The 19148-nt window shown below is 43.4% G+C and carries 16 protein-coding genes and 1 tRNA gene; 11 read left to right on the top strand and 6 right to left on the bottom strand.

Annotated features, from left to right (window positions below; translation table 11 throughout):
- Window positions 1-205: 205 nt before the first annotated feature.
- Entirely contained in the window at window positions 206-397 is a 192-nt protein-coding gene (locus FIS9605_RS37880; RefSeq protein ID WP_231510429.1) for a hypothetical protein, read from the bottom strand.
- 214 nt (window positions 398-611) lie between these two features.
- Here FIS9605_RS37880 and FIS9605_RS0123095 point away from each other — a divergent pair, with 214 nt between their 5' ends.
- The 5 genes from FIS9605_RS0123095 to FIS9605_RS37875 all read left to right on the top strand — a co-directional run bounded on the left by FIS9605_RS0123095 (window position 612) and on the right by FIS9605_RS37875 (window position 7071).
- The gene (locus FIS9605_RS0123095) at window positions 612-992 is read left to right on the top strand and encodes a response regulator (RefSeq protein ID WP_026734715.1); all 381 of its coding nucleotides are present in this window, start codon (window positions 612-614) and stop codon (window positions 990-992) included.
- Window positions 993-1277: 285 nt separating this feature from the next.
- The gene (gene psaA, locus FIS9605_RS0123090; protein WP_026734714.1) at window positions 1278-3644 is read left to right on the top strand and encodes a photosystem I core protein PsaA; all 2367 of its coding nucleotides are present in this window, start codon (window positions 1278-1280) and stop codon (window positions 3642-3644) included.
- A gap of 119 nt (window positions 3645-3763) precedes the next feature.
- A complete protein-coding gene (gene psaB, locus FIS9605_RS0123085) occupies window positions 3764-5989 on the top strand; it encodes a photosystem I core protein PsaB (RefSeq protein WP_026734713.1) in 2226 nt (741 codons plus the stop codon).
- 281 nt (window positions 5990-6270) lie between these two features.
- Window positions 6271-6807: a photosystem I reaction center subunit XI gene (locus FIS9605_RS0123080; protein WP_026734712.1), complete on the top strand. Its 537-nt coding sequence runs from the start codon at window positions 6271-6273 to the stop codon at window positions 6805-6807.
- A 63-nt stretch (window positions 6808-6870) separates the two neighbouring features.
- On the top strand, window positions 6871-7071 hold the full coding sequence (locus FIS9605_RS37875; protein WP_082209822.1) for a hypothetical protein: 201 nt from the start codon (window positions 6871-6873) through the stop codon (window positions 7069-7071).
- A 234-nt stretch (window positions 7072-7305) separates the two neighbouring features.
- Here FIS9605_RS37875 and FIS9605_RS45425 read toward each other — a convergent pair whose 3' ends face one another.
- Window positions 7306-7518, bottom strand: a complete 213-nt coding sequence (locus FIS9605_RS45425; protein WP_026734711.1) for a hypothetical protein — start codon at window positions 7516-7518, stop codon at window positions 7306-7308.
- Between the two features lie 90 nt (window positions 7519-7608).
- A tRNA-Ala gene (locus FIS9605_RS0123065) sits at window positions 7609-7681 on the bottom strand.
- Between the two features lie 193 nt (window positions 7682-7874).
- Here FIS9605_RS0123065 and csaB point away from each other — a divergent pair.
- The 6 genes from csaB to FIS9605_RS0123030 all read left to right on the top strand — a co-directional run bounded on the left by csaB (window position 7875) and on the right by FIS9605_RS0123030 (window position 13742).
- Window positions 7875-8921, top strand: coding sequence for a polysaccharide pyruvyl transferase CsaB (csaB, locus tag FIS9605_RS0123060; RefSeq protein ID WP_026734710.1), 1047 nt, complete (start codon window positions 7875-7877; stop codon window positions 8919-8921).
- 480 nt (window positions 8922-9401) lie between these two features.
- Window positions 9402-9791: an SCO5389 family protein gene (locus tag FIS9605_RS0123055; RefSeq protein ID WP_026734709.1), complete on the top strand. Its 390-nt coding sequence runs from the start codon at window positions 9402-9404 to the stop codon at window positions 9789-9791.
- 295 nt (window positions 9792-10086) lie between these two features.
- Window positions 10087-10395, top strand: a complete 309-nt coding sequence (locus FIS9605_RS0123050) for a hypothetical protein (RefSeq protein WP_026734708.1) — start codon at window positions 10087-10089, stop codon at window positions 10393-10395.
- A gap of 483 nt (window positions 10396-10878) precedes the next feature.
- Window positions 10879-12087 (top strand): TPM domain-containing protein, encoded by a 1209-nt coding sequence (locus FIS9605_RS0123040; protein WP_026734707.1) that lies wholly within the window; start codon window positions 10879-10881, stop codon window positions 12085-12087.
- Between the two features lie 18 nt (window positions 12088-12105).
- Window positions 12106-12888, top strand: a complete 783-nt coding sequence (locus FIS9605_RS0123035) for a LemA family protein (RefSeq protein ID WP_231510427.1) — start codon at window positions 12106-12108, stop codon at window positions 12886-12888.
- Window positions 12889-13004: 116 nt separating this feature from the next.
- Window positions 13005-13742, top strand: a complete 738-nt coding sequence (locus tag FIS9605_RS0123030; RefSeq protein ID WP_026734705.1) for a class I SAM-dependent methyltransferase — start codon at window positions 13005-13007, stop codon at window positions 13740-13742.
- 131 nt (window positions 13743-13873) lie between these two features.
- Here the strand turns inward: FIS9605_RS0123030 and FIS9605_RS0123025 are convergent, their stop codons facing one another.
- From FIS9605_RS0123025 to FIS9605_RS39950, 3 genes are all read right to left on the bottom strand, one after another.
- Entirely contained in the window at window positions 13874-15085 is a 1212-nt protein-coding gene (locus tag FIS9605_RS0123025) for an ATP phosphoribosyltransferase regulatory subunit (protein ID WP_026734704.1), read from the bottom strand.
- The gene (locus FIS9605_RS0123020; protein WP_026734703.1) at window positions 15085-16050 is read right to left on the bottom strand and encodes a J domain-containing protein; all 966 of its coding nucleotides are present in this window, start codon (window positions 16048-16050) and stop codon (window positions 15085-15087) included. Before FIS9605_RS0123020 ends, FIS9605_RS0123025 begins: the two co-directional genes overlap by 1 nt.
- 377 nt (window positions 16051-16427) lie before the next feature.
- On the bottom strand, window positions 16428-19115 hold the full coding sequence (locus FIS9605_RS39950; protein WP_051470103.1) for a tetratricopeptide repeat protein: 2688 nt from the start codon (window positions 19113-19115) through the stop codon (window positions 16428-16430).
- Between the last annotated feature and the right edge of the window lie 33 nt (window positions 19116-19148).

Below are 19148 nucleotides of genomic sequence, written 5' to 3'. Positions count from 1 at the left end.
TCGGCGAACACCTGTAAACGTCTGGACAGGTGTCTTGCGCTCGAGATAGAGCAGTCAATGCCCTCGGTCTTTGCGCCCATACTCTGCGTTTCAAACACAGTCATGGATCGGCGCGATCGCTCCTCAGCTATTCTCATTTAACTGAGACTATTGCAAAAAGTCTTGAAAGCAAAGGTTGTAGATTATTCTATCAGTTGCCGCCTATTCATAAAAACATCTCCTGTGCATAACTTACCTGAAGTTTGGTATCAGATTTAGGCGCTAATGTTATGTTGCGATCGATGTCGTCAATAGTCTCAGTAATTACAAATTCTTGTCGGTATTTACCCCGCTCAACTAGATGTTTTGTTATATACTCTGTTGCAACGTGGAAATCCTGAAATTCTAACGGGGTCATGTTTTCGTCTCCAACGAGTAAAAACTTTTAATTGCAGACCCAACCATTTATTGTACAGATTTTGGCAGGGTTGGTATAAAACCAAATTTCTATAGGTAGATGCTCCCAAAAAGCTTACTCTCTTCATTGGTTATTCAGATTTTTTGCCTACTCTACAAGAAGCTGGAATTATATATCTGCCAGCTAATTTGAGGCAGAAAGGTAAATTTTAGCAGTGATAACCCGGCGCATTTTACTGATTGAAAATGAAAACGCTATTCGGGAGTTAGCCCAGCTTTGCTTGGAAACAGAGGCAGGCTGGAAAGTGCTGACAACAGCATTCAGTTATGAAGCTATTGTTAAAATTGAGACAGAGCAACTCGATGCTATCCTCATAGATGTGGATGCTTTTGTCTGCGATCAAGACTTGTCTATAACCTTGCAACGACTACAGAGCAACCCTGTAACCCATCATATTCCTGTAATTTTATTAACAACTGTAACAACTGGGGAGGTATCCCAGATGGTAAAACTTGGGGTGAGGGCTGCGATCGCTAAACCTTTTGATTTAATGACTCTGGCCAAACAAGTAGCTGAAGTGCTGAATTGGAAATAGTTTTTGTAATTTATTGTTAATAACTATCTTCCTTCATCAGTTCTTCTTTTTTTTTTCTTATTCTCTAATGAAAGGGTTATTCAGCCACTTGCTCTCTCTTGAGCGAATAATTTATTTACAAATAATCCAGCGTTGCTGTTAATCCAATCGCTGGCTTTTTTCTCTTGTTTGATTTGGTTAGTGGCTAATAGTTAATCCCTAAACCAACAACTATCAACAAACTGAAATACAGCTATTTTGAGCAGAGCAAAGTTCTCATTTCTTTAATAGAAGAGGGAGAGTTCAATGACTCTTACGCCAGAGCGAGAGCAAAAGGCGACGGTTGTAGTTGATAACGATCCAGTGTCTACTTCTTTTCAGAAGTGGTCGCAACCAGGACACTTTGACCGCACCCTCGCCAAAGGTCCCAAAACCACAACCTGGATTTGGAACTTACATGCTAACGCCCACGATTTCGATACTCATACCAGCGATTTAGAAGACATATCCCGCAAGATTTTTGCTGCTCATTTTGGGCATCTAGCGGTGGTGTTTATTTGGTTAAGCGGCATGTATTTTCATGGTGCTCGCTTTTCCAATTTTGAAGCTTGGATGGCAAACCCAACTGGCATTAAACCGAGTGCCCAAGTTGTTTGGCCCATATTTGGCCAAGAAATTTTGAATGGAGATATGGGCGGTGGTTTCCACGGCATTCAAATCACATCTGGACTTTTCCAAATGTGGCGTGCTGCTGGTTTCACCAATACATTCCAATTGTATTGCACCGCTATTGGCGCTTTGGTAATGGCAGCACTCATGCTGTTCGCCGGTTGGTTCCACTATCACAAACGCGCTCCCAAACTGGAATGGTTCCAGAATACTCAGTCGATGTTAAATCATCACTTGGCTGGGCTTTTGGGTTTGGGTTCATTAGGTTGGACAGGACATCTAATCCATGTTTCCTTACCGACTAACAAGCTGTTGGATGCTGGAGTAGCTCTTAACGATATTCCTTTACCGCACGAGTTCATCTTGAATCCCAGTTTGATGAGCGAGTTGTATCCCCATGTAGATTGGGGCTTTGTGAAAGGTGTCCTGCCTTTCTTCACCTTGCAGTGGGAAAATTTTACTGACTTCCTCACCTTTAAGGGTGGTCTTAACCCTGTAACTGGTGGCTTGTGGTTGACAGATGTTGCACATCATCATTTGGCGATCGCGGTAATGTTCATCATTGCCGGTCACATGTATCGTACCAACTGGGGTATCGGTCACAGCATTAAAGAAATGCTGGATGATGCCAGAACTCCAAACATGCTGCCATTCTTGAGCTTTATTGGGCCTGTCGGTCACAAGGGTCTGTTTGAAGTCCTCACGACGTCCTGGCACGCTCAGCTATCAATCAATTTGGCAATGTTGGGTTCTCTGAGCATTATCATCGCCCATCACATGTATGCGATGCCGCCCTATCCCTATTTGGCAACAGACTATGCGACTGTGGTATCTCTATTCACTCACCATGTGTGGATTGGAGGCTTCCTGATTGTTGGCGGGGCAGCCCATGCAGCAATTTACATGGTGCGGGACTACGATCCAGAACAAAATTTCAATAATGTGCTGGATCGGGTACTACGCCATCGGGATGCAATTATTTCTCATCTTGCTTGGGTGTGTCAGTTCCTTGGCTTCCATAGCTTTGCTATGTATTGCCACAACGACACCATGCGGGCTTTTGGTCGTCCCCAAGATATGTTCTCAGATACGGGAATTCAACTACAGCCAGTGTTTGCCCAGTGGTTGCAACATATCCATACGATGACCATAGGAAATCCAGCTCTCCAAGTTGCTGCACCTTTGGGTGATGCTTTCGGTGGCTTGCGAAATTTGGAACTAACAGGATTGGGAACCGCAGCGCCTAATTTGCACGAGCCTGTCAGCTATGCTTTCGGTGGTGGTGTAGTGGCTGTGGGTGGCAAAGTGGCGATGATGCCCATTACCTTGGGTACAGCGGATTTCTTAATTCACCACATTCACGCCTTCACAATTCACGTCACTGTTCTAGTACTGCTGAAAGGGGTTTTATTTGCCCGCAGTTCCCGTTTAATTCCAGATAAAGCTAATTTAGGCTTCCGCTTCCCCTGCGATGGGCCGGGACGGGGTGGTACTTGCCAGGTGTCGGCTTGGGATCATGTATTCCTGGGTTTGTTCTGGATGTACAATTCTCTCAGTATGGTGATTTTCCACTTCTTCTGGAAGATGCAATCAGATGTCTGGGGGACGGTGGGAGCAGATGGGGTGGTCACTCACATCACTGGTGGAAACTTTGCGACTTCGTCAATAACGAATAACGGTTGGTTGCGTGATTTCCTTTGGGCGCAATCAACGCAAGTGATTACATCCTACAATACATCACTTTCGGCCTACGGCTTAATGTTCCTGGGCGGACACTTCATCTTTGGCTTTAGTCTGATGTTCTTATTCAGTGGTCGTGGCTACTGGCAAGAACTGATTGAATCGATAGTTTGGGCACACAACAAATTGAAAGTTGCCCCAGCTATTCAACCTCGTGCTTTGAGCATCATTCACGGTCGGGCTGTAGGGGTTGCTCATTACCTTTTAGGAGGAATTGTCACTACTTGGGCTTTCTTCCTGGCAAGAATGACGGCATTTGGATGAAGGCAAAAGGAAAAAGGCAAAAGGTAAAAGAAAGAATTTAACTTGTGTACTTTTTCCTTTTTCCGGCTATATTGCTTCATTTTTGCCTTTTTACTTTTTACTTTTTACTTCTTTGGCTTATGGCTACTAAATTCCCAAAATTTAGCCAAGACCTTGCTAATGACCCGACAACGCGGCGCATTTTCTATGCGATCGCTACTGCTCACGATTTTGAAAGTCATGATGGGATGACCGAGGAAAATCTCTATCAAAGGATTTTTGCCTCTCACTTTGGTCATCTAGCAATTATTTTTCTGTGGGCGTCGGGGATTTTGTTCCACGTTGCTTGGCAAGGTAATTTTGAGGTATGGATTAAAGACCCTGTGCATGTGCGTCCCATTGCTCACGCGATTTGGGATGCTCAATTTGGGCCAGGAGCTATTAAAGCTTTCACCCAAGCAGGAGCGAGGAACCCCGTAGATATTTGCTATTCTGGTGTCTACCACTGGTGGTACACTATCGGACTCCGCACAAATACTGAGCTGTATGTTGGTGCATTGTTCCTAATTCTGCTAGCGGCAGTCTTCTTGTTTGCAGGCTGGTTACATTTACAACCTAGATATCGTCCTAATCTGGGTTGGTTCAAAAATTCAGAAGCTCGCTTAAATCACCACTTAGCAGGTTTGTTTGGTGTTAGCTCTTTAGCTTGGGCTGGTCATTTAGTACACGTTGCTATCCCCGAATCTCGCGGACAACATGTGGGCTGGGATAACTTCTTATCTACCCCACCCCATCCCGCTGGTTTGTGGGCATTTTTCACGGGTAATTGGGGAGCATACGCTCAAAACCCTGATACCGCCCAGCATGTATTTAGTACTTCTCAAGGTGCAGGCACAGCAATTCTCACGTTCTTAGGTGGTTTCCATCCCCAGACGCAATCACTGTGGCTGACGGATATGGCACACCATCATTTAGCGATCGCAGTCGTATTAATTATTGCGGGTCACATGTACCGCACTAACTGGCGTATCGGTCACAACATCAAAGAAATGATGGACTCTAAAACTTTCTTTGGTAGAAAAGTTGAAGGTCCATTTAATCTACCTCACCAAGGGCTGTACGAAACAGTAAACAATTCTCTGCATTTCCAACTCTCTTTGGCACTAGCTTGTCTAGGTGTTGCCAGTTCTTTGACGGCACAGCACATGTATTCCATGCCGCCTTATGCTTTTATCGCCAAGGATTTTACCACAATGGCGGCATTATACACGCATCATCAGTATATTGCCGGCTTCTTAATGGTGGGGGCATTTTCCCATGCTGCCATCTTCTGGATTAAAGATTACGACCCAGAACAGAATAAAGGTAATGTCCTAGAGCGAGTGTTGAAGCACAAAGAAGCCATTATTGCTCATCTAAGTTGGGTATCGCTATTCTTAGGCTTCCATACCTTGGGTCTATACGTCCACAACGATGTAGAAGTAGCCTTTGGTGCGGCTGATAAGCAAATCTTGATTGAGCCGGTGTTTGCTCAGTTTATCCAGTCGGCAAACGGTAAGATTTTGTATGGGTTTCATACACTGCTGTCAAACCCAGATAGTATTGCTTTCACAGCATGGCCCAACCATGCCAACGTCTGGTTGCCGGGATGGTTGGATGCTATCAACGATGGCACTAACTCATTGTTCTTGACTATTGGCCCGGGTGACTTTTATGTTCATCATGCGATCGCTCTCGGTTTGCATGTCACCACCTTGATATTAGTGAAAGGTGCGTTAGATGCTCGTGGTTCCAAGCTAATGCCCGATAAAAAAGATTTTGGCTACGCCTTTCCTTGTGATGGGCCTGGTCGGGGTGGCACTTGTGATATCTCAGCTTGGGATGCATCTTACCTCGCCGTCTTCTGGATGCTTAACACTCTGGGTTGGGTAACGTTCTACTGGCATTGGAAGCATCTATCTATCTGGCAAGGGAATGTCGCTCAATTCAACGAATCTTCTACCTATCTCATGGGTTGGTTCCGAGACTACCTCTGGGCAAACTCCGCTCAGTTGATTAACGGCTATAACCCCTATGGGACTAGTAACTTAGCTGTTTGGGCTTGGATGTTCCTGTTTGGACACTTAGCTTGGGCTGTTAGCTTTATGTTCCTAATTACATGGCGGGGTTACTGGCAAGAGTTAATCGAAACTCTGGCTTGGGCACACGAACAAACGCCCCTATCCTTTGGCTACTGGAGAGATAAACCCGTTGCTTTGTCAATTGTTCAGGCTCGTTTAGTCGGCTTAACTCACTTTACTGTTGGTTATATCGCCACCTACGGAGCCTTTTTAATTGCCTCAACAGCAAGTAAGTTTGGTCAATGAATCAACTGTTGACAGTTAAAAATTAACTGTCAACAGTTAACAAATAAATCTAAGTTCTCAAGGTTATACTTTGTTATTTTTATTCCGGAAATTAAGTTATTAAAAATATAAAGTTTCGACCTCCTCTCTTGCTTGACTGAGCAAGAGACTTTCCTATTTATGTTTACATTATTGTTGATTTTGTTATTAAAATTTTCTAAAAATCTATTTTAGAAAATCAAGAGTTGATATATTTAAAATAAAGATAAAAATCAACTTCTCAAATACAAAAGGGAATAATAATGTCTAATACAGTTGATACAGTTGATCAAGATATAATAAAACCCTACAAAGGCGATCCATGCCTTGGTAATCTATCCACCCCTATTAATGATTCTCCTTTAGCTAGAGCTTTCATTAATAATTTACCTGCCTATCGTAAAGGGTTAACTCCTTTCATGCGGGGACTCGAAATTGGTATAGCTCATGGTTATTTTCTTGTAGGGCCAGAGGTTGTAGTTGGACCTTTACGGGAATCAGCACATGGAGCAAATCTCAGTGGATTAATCACTGCCATATATATAGCTGTATCTGCTTGTTTAGGAATTTCCATTTTTGCGATTACAACATTCCAAGGAAATCCGAAAGGTTCTTATAGTTCTTATTCCAAAGACTCATTAAGACCGTTGAGAACTCGTGAAGAATGGAGCCAATTAAATGGCGGAATTTTTCTTGGTGCAATGGCTGGTGCAATATTTGCATATTTGCTGCTCGAAAACTTTGACTCTTTGGATGCCATCCTCAGAGGAGCAGTTAATGTTAGCTACCTGTCGTTTTAGTCTCACTAATTTTACATTGGATAAGTTTGAATTATAAATTGTGAATTGTAGAGGAAGTACATCATGGTAGATATGACACAACTAACAGGTGACTATGCTGCTTCATGGTTGCCCTGGATCATGATTCCCCTAGTTTTCTATATTTTGCCTTTTCCTGTGTTTGCCATATTATTTTTATGGATTCAAAAAGAAGGTGATGATCGCAGCAAACAAGCAGATAGCAATCTTACAGAAATTAGGGAAATGGGAGCACCTACTCCGTAAAAGAAAGTCTTTTGAAGTATAAATTATCTTGTTATATCTACTCTACCCCCCTTAATTAAAGCAGGGCTGTTTCATAAGATTCACTGAGAAACCGCATCCCCTGCGACGCAAAGGATAAGTACGGCATTTGAAATCCGGTCAATCCCGGTTTCAAATGCCAATAATCTTTTTTAGCTCTGCACCTCAAAGGACATAGAAACAGGGTCAAAATTCAGGGTAGCGATCGCATTTAGCTTATGAGGGGGTTTGGAGAGCTATAAGCCCCGCGCTGTACTCGAAGCGATCGGCGTTCAACGTGTTGGGTGTAACCTGTATCAGGTCATAGCGAAACTGAATGCCATCTGCAACAGTAGCCTGCACCGTTTCTGCATCCAACATTTGCGAGTATTCCCAACTGCCAAATTTGTTGGTGCGGTAGGTTTTACGATCCATACCTGCAACAGGCATCTCGGGATTCAACTCAAATGGATACCAGATGCGCTGAACATTAATATTTGAATCAAGTTGCGCCTCTTTGACAATCTCCGCCTAACATAATGGAGCTAAGCGGATTCGAACCGCTGACCCCCTCAATGCCATTGAGGTGCTCTACCAACTGAGCTATAACCCCATACTTTACTTCTTTTGTGATGCTTTCAGATGATTTATCTGAAGTTGCCACTTTTGTTATTATACACCAATTTATGCCATTTTTACTTATGAGAATTGTTAATATCTCTTAATTCATCAATTCCTGTCTAAGGCTATTCCACGGCAAAATATTCAGTTAAACAATCACAAATCCAAAATCTCAAATGGCTAAGATGCGGGCGCTATTATCTGGGTATTACGGTCAAGGAAATGGTGGCGATGAAGCTTTGTTGGCAACGCTACTGCAAATGTTGCCACCTGATGTTACGCCTGTGGTTCTTTCTGGCAATCTCGAAGAAACCCAGAGACGTTATGATGTGGAAACCTACGAACGCATGGCTTTTTTACCCCTCATACAAGCTTTGCGTTCTTGTGATGCTTTAATCTGGGGTGGTGGTAGTTTAATCCAAGATGCTACCAGTGCCATCAGCCCATTTTATTATGGGGGCATGATGACATTAGCCCAAAAAATGGGATTGAAAACTGTTGCTTGGGCGCAGGGAATTGGCCCTTTGCGACGTTCAGCGACTCGTTGGTTAGCACGGCAAACTTTTGCAGGTTGCACAAAAGTCAGTGTACGCGATCGCGCTTCTGCAAGTTTACTTTCAGATTGGCAAATTCCCCATCTCCTAGCACCCGATCCGGTTTGGGCGTTAGAGTCTAAACCAGTACCCGGACTTTGGGATTTACCTGCGCCGAGGGTAGCGCTAACATTGCGATCGCATCCCCAATTGACACCGACTCGCCTTAGTAACCTAACTCGCGCATTAGTAGATTTTCAAAAAGCTACGCAAACTTTTATTATCTTGCTGCCATTCCAGCAACGCCAAGATTTGAGTATAGCCCAAGCAATTCAACCAGCCCTTAAAGATGTTAGCAAAATTCTATCTCTAGAAGAACCGCAACTTTTAAAAGGTGTATTTCGCGGTATTGAAATGACCATTGGCATGCGCCTGCACAGTTTGATTATGGCAGCAAGTGAAGGGTGTCGCTGTTTTGCCCTCAGTTACGATCCCAAGGTGAATAGGTTGATGGAAGATTTGGATATGCCAGGATGGGATTTGGCGAATTTACCAGATGATGCCAATGTTATTAGTAAAGCTTGGATTGAGCATTATGCTAATGGCGATCCGCTTTCATCAGAAAAAATTCAGTTTTTCGTGGATCGGGCGTTGATCCATCGTGAGGTGTTGTACCAAGCACTGGGTGAAAATAGATAGTTCTAATGTACCAATCACGCTTGAGTAGGTCATAACTTAGTATAATGTTGCACAAATTCGTCACGAATGAAATATAGAAAGACTCTGCGCCCCTCTGCGCTTATACCAAGTTGCGTTCAGATATAGCAATAGTAATTCGTGCCCTCTCCCCTTCCCCTCTCCCAAATTGGGAGAGGGGCTGGGGGTGAGGGAAGTACTATCTTTGACTGCAACTTAGTATTACTCCGCTACAGGCGTGCGTTTAAAAAAGCTACGATTTTATGCAAAGCTGTACTTAGTAATTAAATCGCAAATAAGCAAGTGTAACCGCATGACTCATTGATGAAACAAAAAATATACATATGTTACTTAAAGAAAGATTGAGAAAATGTTAAATATTACTTTTTCTTGCAATCGAGTAAAAACATTGAATGAAAATGATTATGATTATACGGAGAAATTCGGTTACTTTCGACCCAAAACATAAGTAAGGAAAGTAATATGTCACTGAATGTTAACGTGCATCTCATTGACCAAGCGAAAGCAGGTAAAGTTAACGAAGCAGAGTTTGTTGACACAATTAGAGAATCATTACCTTATGCCTGGGGAATTGTAGAAAGCCTTGCAGAGCGTCTAGCAAGAGGAGAAGAATGGGCTAATCATTGCGTTGCACCGCCAACAGAAAAACACAGAGCGCAACTATTACGTATGATGGGTGGAGATGCAATTCGTGGAGCAGTTGAACGTTATTTTGGAATAAAATTGGCATTTCAAAATTGCCATAACGTTGCTGCTTTTCGCCCAGAAAATCTAGACTCTTCTGCCTACCTAAATTTCATTTCAATTGAAAGCCAAATTCTCAACCAAACACCCGAATTAGTAGACTGCTAATTTACTCTCAATCAGAGCCAGAGGCTCTAATTCTCGTTACCAGGTTGAACCTGGTAACGAGGATCGAGGTTGAATAAGTGTGATCGCAACAGAGGGACGCAATATTTGCGTCCCTCTGTTAATGATTGTTTATACTAAATTATGTTTAGAATTTTTAAAAAATATATAGATAATTCATATATTTTTGGTATGAGCGGCGTAGAGATGTCAGTTTTTTAAACTTATTTAAGAGATATTACACATCGTCAAGGCTGTAAGTCAAAATAATAATCAGCCGCGATCAGGAGGCACTGCCATGTCTGGTGTAATTCAAATTATTCGGAATTCGTTTATTCGCCTTGAAGGTTTTTTATATCAGCTATTTGGTTTTATCAAAAACCTGTTTTCTCAGATATTTGGTTTTTTGGCTAAGATATTCGGGTTCTCCAAGTCTGGATATTTTTTAGAAAACAATGAAGCAACAAGCACAAAGCCATCTAATATACAGCAATCAACGAAAATAGAGCCAAAGACTACTCCACAAGCCCCTACCACTATTCGTCGTCGTCCCGATCCGAAGATGGACTACTTTCGCAAAATGGCTCAAGACCTGAATAAGAGCTAGGTTTAATTCAAACTAGACCCCCACGGACTTTTCGCCCACAACGAGGAGATGAAAATCTCTTCCCCAATCCCCAATCCCTATTTTCAAGATAGAAGCATAGCTCTTCTTTAGTAATGCGATAGTAATGCGATCGCCATCTGTATCCCCATCAGTAACACCCAAGTAGAAGCAGACATTTCCCCTCAAAGCTTGGGTGTTGTTTTTTTGCAGAAGATAAACACAGATGGAATGGGTAATGGGTAATGGGAAATAAAACTACCAATTACCAATCACCAATATATCTGTATGTATGCTTGATAACCGCTTCTAGATTTTTTAAGCACAATAGAAATAGAAGGGTATTTCAAAAACCTCTGAGAGTGCTTGGTAAGAGATAAATGATTGGTTCAGTCAGTAAGATCGGCTCCCAAAGAACAAGCCTAGAACAGAAGCAAATTTTTACTTTCACATGCTCCAGACATTTGTCTGCTAGAGGCTGAAATAATGAAGTTGAATTTACTAAAACCAAAACCTACTTTTTGGGTTAGTTTATTAGGTTCTGTCGTTTTTCTGTTTCCTTTTCCCAGTTTAGCCTTGACTGTCCAAGAAGTTCCCAATCCCCGGCAAAATAATGGCGGTTGGGTAACTGATATGGCAGGAATTCTTACAGATAAGACAGAAACCCAAATAAATCAGATGATTTCGCAGTTAGAGGCTAAATATGGTACAGAAATGGCGGTGGTAACTGTGCCAAAAACAGCCCCTGCTGACTCTCCGAAACAATTCGCAACGGAACTTTTTAATTACTGGGGGATTGGCAAGAAAGGACAAGAGAATGGTGTACTGTTTTTGATTTCAGTAGGCGATCGCCGAGTGGAAATTGAGACGGGTTACGGCGTGGAAGCGATTTTGCCCGATGCCAAGGTAGGCAACATTATTGATACCCAAATTATCCCGCGATTTAAAAAAGGAGATTTTGAAGGTGGCACGCTAGCGGGAACGAGAGCGCTGGTAGTTATTCTAGAGTCCGATCGGGCAGTTTCTGCAAACAGGGTAAAAACTCCAAATCAAGTAGCAACTCCGAACGTAGAAACATCTCAAGATGGTACTGTCCCTTGGGGATTGCTAGCAGCCGGAGGGGGAATATTGGTACTAGTGGTAGGCGGTGCTGTTTACCTGATACGTCCTGGTAAAATTTTCATTGCACCGGAAGGACGTACGCGCATCAGTGGTGGCGATCGCATTTTTTTGTGTGCTGATTGCCAACAGCCGATGGAAAAAGTAGATGCAACTACAGTTGAATCATATCTGAGCAAACCAGAGAAAGTAGCGCAAAAACTAGGAAGTGTCAGATTTGAGGGTTGGAGATGTCCCAATTGCAGTCAAAAGCTAACTGGTACAGGATTCCACATTGTCGCCCATGAGTCCCATTCATCTCGATTTAGGAAATGCCCTCACTGTCAAGAATTAACTGTCACCCACAGCGAAAGAACTGTCAAATCACCTACGCAATTTAGTTCTGGAAGACGCCTAATCGTTGATGATTGCCACAGTTGTTCTTATCACTACCAACATGAGGAAATAATTCCTCGCTTACCTCCGCCTCCTCCGCCTCCTCCTCCCAGTAGCAGTTCATGGGGTGGCTTTAGTGGCGGTGGTGGTAGTTTTGGGGGTGGCAGTAGCGGCGGTGGTGGTGCTGGTGGTAGCTGGTAATTGCCTGGAAGTTGTTGGATGAATGCTATGAAAAATGCAGATAATAGAATTCCTGAAGAGATTGCCCCAGAAGTATTAGAACTAGCCTCGCGGTACTATGCCGATTACACCCAAAGCTACTCGGCTTCGGAACTAGTGGCAGCAGGTAAAGAAGTCGATATTCCCGCCGAGTTTATTCAAAAGGCAATTCGAGAGGTGCAGGCAAAACGCGAGCAAAAGCAACAGCAACAAAAGCGACTAGCGCATCTGCGGCAACAACTGTTGCTAATTGGTGCAGGCATTATTGCAGCGTTGACTGTCTGGAGTGCTTGGACTTACAACTCTCTACAAAGTAGTAACGCCAGAGTTGAGGCAGCATGGGCGCAAGTAGAAAATCAACTCCAGCGCCGTGCCGATCTCATTCCCAACCTTGTCAGCGTTACGCAAGCTTATGCCAAACAAGAAAAAGAGTTAGTTTCTTTACTGGTGCAATCCCGGCAGGCTTATTTGCAGGCAGCGACTCCCAATGAAAAAGCTGCCGCGACAGTACAAATAAATCAAGCGATCGATCGCTTCCAAGATTATGCTGCTGCCAATCCCCAGTTGCGTTCTAGCCAACTGTTTACCAATCTCCAATATGAGCTAGCTGGCACAGAAAACCGCCTAGCCGTAGAACGGATGCGCTACAACCAGGCAGTGCAAGCCTATAACCAGAAAATTCAGAGTTTTCCCAACTTGCTTGTAGCCGGGCCTTTTGGGTTTGAGAAGAAACCCTTCTTCCAGGCTACGAATACCGATGTTCCCAAAATCCCAAGCGAATAACAACTACTCCTTTCTTGCCATATGTTTACCGAAAACTTGTAGGGTGCGTTAGCTGGCGCTAACACACCCTACGATTATTTGTAGTTGACCTTATCCATAGAGGATTAAGTGTAGCTATGAGTCTAGATCATAAACAAGAATACATACCTTTTAACGATTACGAAGCATTTGCACAAGCTTATGCAAAGCGCACAGAGTCCAATTCTTACAATGCTTACTACGAAAGACCAGCTATGTTCTCTGTTTTACCCGATGTGAAATTTAAACGGGTATTGGATGCTGGTTGTGCAGGCGGGGTGTATTCTGAATGGTTAGTGAATCATAGTGCTGATGTTGTAGCTATTGATATCAGCAATCAGATGGTGCAGTTGACGAAGCAAAGATTGAAAAACCGAGGTCAAGTTTACCAAGCTGACCTGAGTAAACCCCTTACCTTTTTAAAGGATAATTCGTTTGATATAGTTCTGAGTTCCTTAACTCTACATTATTTAAAAGATTGGGAGGGTGTTTTAAAGGAGTTTCACCGCATCCTCTTACCCGGTGGACTATTGCTATTTTCTACACATCATCCCTTTATGGACTTCTTGTTTTTTGAAAAGGATGATTACTTTGCTACGGAGTTACTAGACGATTCTTGGGAGGGCTATGGTGACACACCCGTCCGCGTGCGCTTCTATCGTCGTCCGTTAAGCGCCATGACTTCTGCACTCACCAATGCAGGGTTTGCAATAGAACAGATTCTCGAACCACGCCCAACAGAGGAGTGCAAACAACTCTATCCTCAAGATTATGAAAAGCTATCCACAAAACCTTGGTTTCTCATCATCCATGCTCAAAAGAAATCCCAATCCTAGAACTATCTTTATGAGTGAGACAAGGGAGATGGGGTGATGTTTCCCCACCTTCCTTGTCTCCCATGTCCTCTTTGTCACTTCTTCAGGCGGATATGGCAGTTATTTTGATAACTGCCACAGTGGGGATTTTACTATGTTACTGACTCAATGTTTGTGGAGCCATCAGCTTTAACCCAAGCAATTTGGGCGATGTGGCGATCGCGTGCATATTGCCGGATTGCTTCAGCGTCCCGTCTTCCCAAATCCATTTCTACCCGCACCAGCTGGGTAGAGTTGCGGAGTTTTTGAGCGTAGGCAAAAGCAGCAGTGTATGCACTATTGCTTTCTGCGACAACCAACCAGTTACTAGCTGGTGTATTTTGCGGTAATTGCTGAGAAGACGAGATAGATTGGTATAAATCTTCAATAAAAAAAGTAAACCCGATTCCAGGTATATTCTCACCTTGGGGATGATACAGCCCTAAAAGTTGGTCATAACGACCACCCCGCCCTAATACTCGCGCTCCGGCTTCAGTATCACTGACTACTTCAAAAGAGATTCCAGTGTAGTAGTCAAAGGTTTGGATCAAGCTGAGGTCAAGGATGAGTGGGAAATTTTCCTGATTTTCCAGTAATTCTATTAAAGATTTGAGGTTATTTACCGCTTCTTGCTGGGGGGTATCTAAACCCAGGCTGCTGACTTTTTCCAACACATCAGCGCTGTTGCCACGCAAATCTAGAATGGTTATAGCGCGGGAGCGCAATTCTTCAGTTAGGGGTAAATTATCTATGGTAATTCGGTCGAGATGGGCGATCGCATTCCGGACTTGATTGCGGATGTTAGCAGGAAACGCTTCTAACAGCGATCGGGTAATTCCCGCCTCGCCCAAAATTAAATGCCAGCGATCGAGCGAGAGTGCTTGCAAACAGTCTGCAACTAGAAGCAGCACTTCTGCATCAGCAGCTAAGCCACCACCGCCTAATAATTCTACCCCAGCTTGATAGAATTCCTGCGGTTGATTACGCCGATAATCGGGCATGCGCTGGAAAACATTAGTATTGTAATACAGGCGTTGCGGATAAGTAACCCCTGCCATGCGAGTTACAGCCGTACGTGCAATAGACGCCGTTAGTTCCGGACGCAGACCTAATTCTTCATCTTCAGCATTTTGCAATTGAAGCACTGCTGAGCGCGGAATTGCACCCCCCGCCATCAGCGTATCCATCCGCTCTAGCGTTGAGGTGATAATTCTGTGGTATCCCCAACGGTGAAATACCTGCTGTAACCTTTCTTCTATCCAGCGTTTTTGAGCTACATCTAAGGGTAATAAATCCCTGGCTCCCGCTGGTGGTTGATAAACCATTACTTTTTCTTTCCACCAAACAAACCACCAAACAAACCGCCACCCTCAGATTTATCTGGTTGCTTAGCCGTAGTAGTTGACGTCGTCGTAGACTTCGCACTACCGGGTTTTTGCCCCGAAATCTGTTCAATTTTGCGTTTCCCCGCTAACGCTGTTTCGTCATTGGGGTCTAATTGCAGGGCGCGGTCAAAATGAACTTTTGCCATCGTGGTTCGATTTTGCCTCAAATAGACCATTCCGATCAAGCTATGGCAATGACTATTATTTGGCTGTAGTTTCAGAGCATCTCGTAATTCTACCTCCGCTGATGCGAGTTGATTTTTGGCAATCAACTCTTGGGAACGGCGGATATATTGAAGAACTACAGCTGAGTCTTCCTTCGGTATCGCTGGAGGAGGAGAGGGTGCAGCAGCAGCTTTATTAGCCACCTGTGGTGTACCTGTGTTAGGTTTGGCCTGTGCTGCTGGTGGCGGTGCAGCGATTGATTTACCCGCACTCCGCATTAAGTACACTAAATTCAACTCGCTGATTAAACCGATGATTTGCACCGCTTGCTGTAAAGAATTGTATTGAGTTTCTGCTATTTTAGCGATCGCAATTTTATAGGCGTTTTCCACATTAGGCGTAGCCGTTAGCTGTTTTGCTACATCGGTGTTTAGTTCCAGCGAAGCAGATTCTTGTACTAAGCGCTTGCCCATTTGCGACAGAACTATCATGTATTCGGCGCGATTTTTTTCTTGGGAAAGTTTTTCATAGGCTGGGTTCACCAACTTTGACAATAAATCGCTAGCTAGCTGTTTTTCAGCATTACTAGCCGCAGCACAGCTATCAGGGTGTAGATGACGGGCGATTTTCAGATAGCGTTTGCGGATTTCCTTCACATCTGCATCAACTGGAACACATAAAATTGCGTGATGGTCTATGAAATCATATTTAAAAAGTCCACGTTCTATTTTGAAAGACATAGAGCCGTTTTATACTAAACATTAAGTGATTCCTACTAGTTTACTTCGCTCTATTGGGGATCTGTCAGTAGTTATCCGATTTTGGATTTTGGATTTTAGATTAGTTTGACAGATAAAGCTGTGGGGCTTGTAATATGGAGGAATTACGGTCAGTAGTTAGTGATTGTTCCCCATTTCTCTACCTTCTTATACATCCCTGGGGTGGACATAAAGCAATACAGTTCAGATCAGACTAAAACCCTTATTTAGAAGGTAGTATAGAGACGCGAAATTTCGCGCCTCCACAGGTCTGTCTCACAAAAATTCTTAACTGAATTGTATTGAGACATAAAGCACTGTTGCTCATTCAACCAGCTTAATAAGTTTGCTAACAAGCCCTAGACTAAATCAGAGTTACCAATTAGTTGTTGAAAACGTTCATGCTGACGAATCTTGTCAAAGTTTGAGTCAGTTTTTGCTGATTCTCGCCATTGATAAGGTTTCAATTCTATTGCGCATTGCAAGTTCTCAATTGCCAGTTCAACCTTACCTTGCAATGCATACATGCGAGATCTGTGATACCAGGCAAAATCATAATTTTGCTGTAATTGAATAGCCTTATTGTAGGAAGCAAGAGCATCATCGCACCGTTCCAGTTGCTCCAGCACAATACCTCGAATAACCAAAAAACAGGCATCATCAGGTTTTAATTCAATTGCTTTGTTGTAATTGATGAGCGCTTCTTCATCGCGTTTTAATTTCTTTAGTAGCAAACCACGTTGACTCCAAAACCAGGCATCATCAGGTTTTAATTCAATTGCTTTGTTGTAATTGATGAGCGCTTCTTCATCGCGTTTTAATTTCTTTAGTAGCAAACCACGTTGACTCCAAAACCAGGCATCATCAGGTTTTAATTCAATTGCTTTGTTGTAATTGATGAGTGCTTCTTCATCACGTTTTAATTTCTCTAGCAGCCAACCGCGTTGGTTCCAAACCCAGGCATTATCTGGCATTAATTCAATTGCTTTGTTGTAATTGATGAGTGCTTCTTCATCACGTTCTAATTTCTCTAGTAGCTGACCGCATTTTTTCCAATACCAGACATCATCAGGTTTTAATTCAATTAGCTTGTTGTAGTTGATGAGTGCTTCTTCATCGCGTTCTAATTTCTCTAGCAGCCAACCGCGTTGATTCCAAAACCAAGCATCATCAGGTTTTAATTCAATTGCCTTGTTGTAATTGATGAGCGCTTCTTCCCACCGTCCCAGTTGCTCCAGCACAATATCTCGCTTAACCCAAACCTGGTTATGAGTCCAAGATCGGGCATTAGCTGCCCAGTCAATTGCCTTGTTGTAAGCAAAGAGTGCCATCTTATACATTTTGAGGCTGAATAACACATCACCGAGAAAATGCCATACACTCTGTGGCTGACGAATCAAGGCAAAAACGCCTACAGCACCTAGTAGCAAAGCACAATACCATCGGTTGAAAAGCTCGAATCCAGCCAAGAACAATGTCTCTGGAACGCCAAACATTTGAGTCAGCGCAAAGGCTGGTTTAGCTATGAATAGACCAAATGGCGGAATAAGCCAGGGCAATATGTAAATGGCGATGAGTCCCACGAGGGCAAAATTTCTGAGCTGGGCTTGGATATTCTGACTGGGAATCCAAGCTTCGATAATGCCGTAACCGTCTAGTGGAGGAAAGGGCATTAAGTTGAATAGAACGAAGAAAAAGTGCAGGCTAATGAAAAAAGCCAAGGCAGCTGATAGCCAGTATGGAAAATTCCAAGACAAACTAACCTGGAAAAAAACAATTAGTAATAGGGTAACGAGAAAACTAGCCAATGGTCCTGCGGCTGAGACTGCACTTTGCCACCAGCGATTGCGTAAGTGCTGGCGTTCAATATAAACCGCTGCTCCTGGTAAGGGAAAACCACCCATAAGGAAGAACAAACCAGGCAAAATGATACTCACAAACGGGTTAATGTACTTGAGGGGATTGAGGCTTAAATATCCTTTTTGCTTGACTGACTTATCCCCACCCCAATAAGCAACAATCGCGTGCCCAAATTCGTGCAAACTAATTGAGATTATCCAAACTAAACATAAAAGAACGGAAACAAACAGAGTAATTTGGAATCTTTGTTCTGCACTGTACATATTGAGTACATTCTTAGCCTTGAGACGATCCCGATTTTTTTTAGCTTCTGCATCGTTGGGATCGATTCGCAAGGCTTGGGTGTAATCCTCAATCGCTCCTTGATAGTCTTTCAAAAGATAGCGAGCATTTCCCCGATTGAAGTAGGTGTTGGCATAGTTGGGATCGATTCGCAAAGCTTGGGTGTAATCTTCAATCGCTCCTTGATAGTCTCCCAAGCTGGCACGGGCATCCCCCCGCCCACTATAAGAGATTGCATCGCTGGGATTGATTCGCAGAGCTTGGGTATAATCCTCAATCGCTCCTTGATAGTCTTTCAAAAGATAGCGAGCATTTCCGCGTCCACGATAGTCGATTTCACTGTTGGGATTAATCTGTAGAGCTTTAGTATAGTCTTCAATTGCCCCTTTTTGATCTCCCAAGCTAGTACGGGCATCCCCCCGCCCGCCATAGGCGATTGAATGGTTGGGAGCTATTCGCAAGGCTTGGGTATAATCCTCTATTGCCCCTTGATAGTCTTTCAAGCTGGCACGAGCAATTCCCCGTTGAGTGTAGGCATAACCATTGTTGGGATTGAGGCGAATGGCTTCAGTATAGGCAGCGGTCGCACCTTTATAGTCTCCTTGCTTAAACTTCTCGTCACCCAGAGTAAAGAAGTCCTCAGCTTTAGTGACTGTGGCTATGGAATTTTCTTTATATGGTTTGCCTGGTGCTTCTACTCGATAAACAGTAGTGAGTATAGGATAAGTCTTGCCTTCTTGCTCAATAATCAATTCAGGATCGAGATATTGACTGCTGCTTGGCGCTGCAACTTTTAGAGCAATCCCAGTTACCTGATTTGAGTTGTGTGCGATCGCCAACTGTGGCTGAATCAGTACAATCGATACGCCAACTGATATTGCTATGAGAGCGTGGTAAATTTTCATGATCCGCGGCAATTGTTTCAATTAGTCGTTTTT

This window comes from Fischerella sp. PCC 9605 (assembly GCF_000517105.1).
GTDB lineage: Bacteria > Cyanobacteriota > Cyanobacteriia > Cyanobacteriales > Nostocaceae > PCC9605.
The sequence above is the reverse complement of the archived record's forward strand: the minus strand, read 5'-3'. Positions and strand labels throughout refer to the sequence as shown.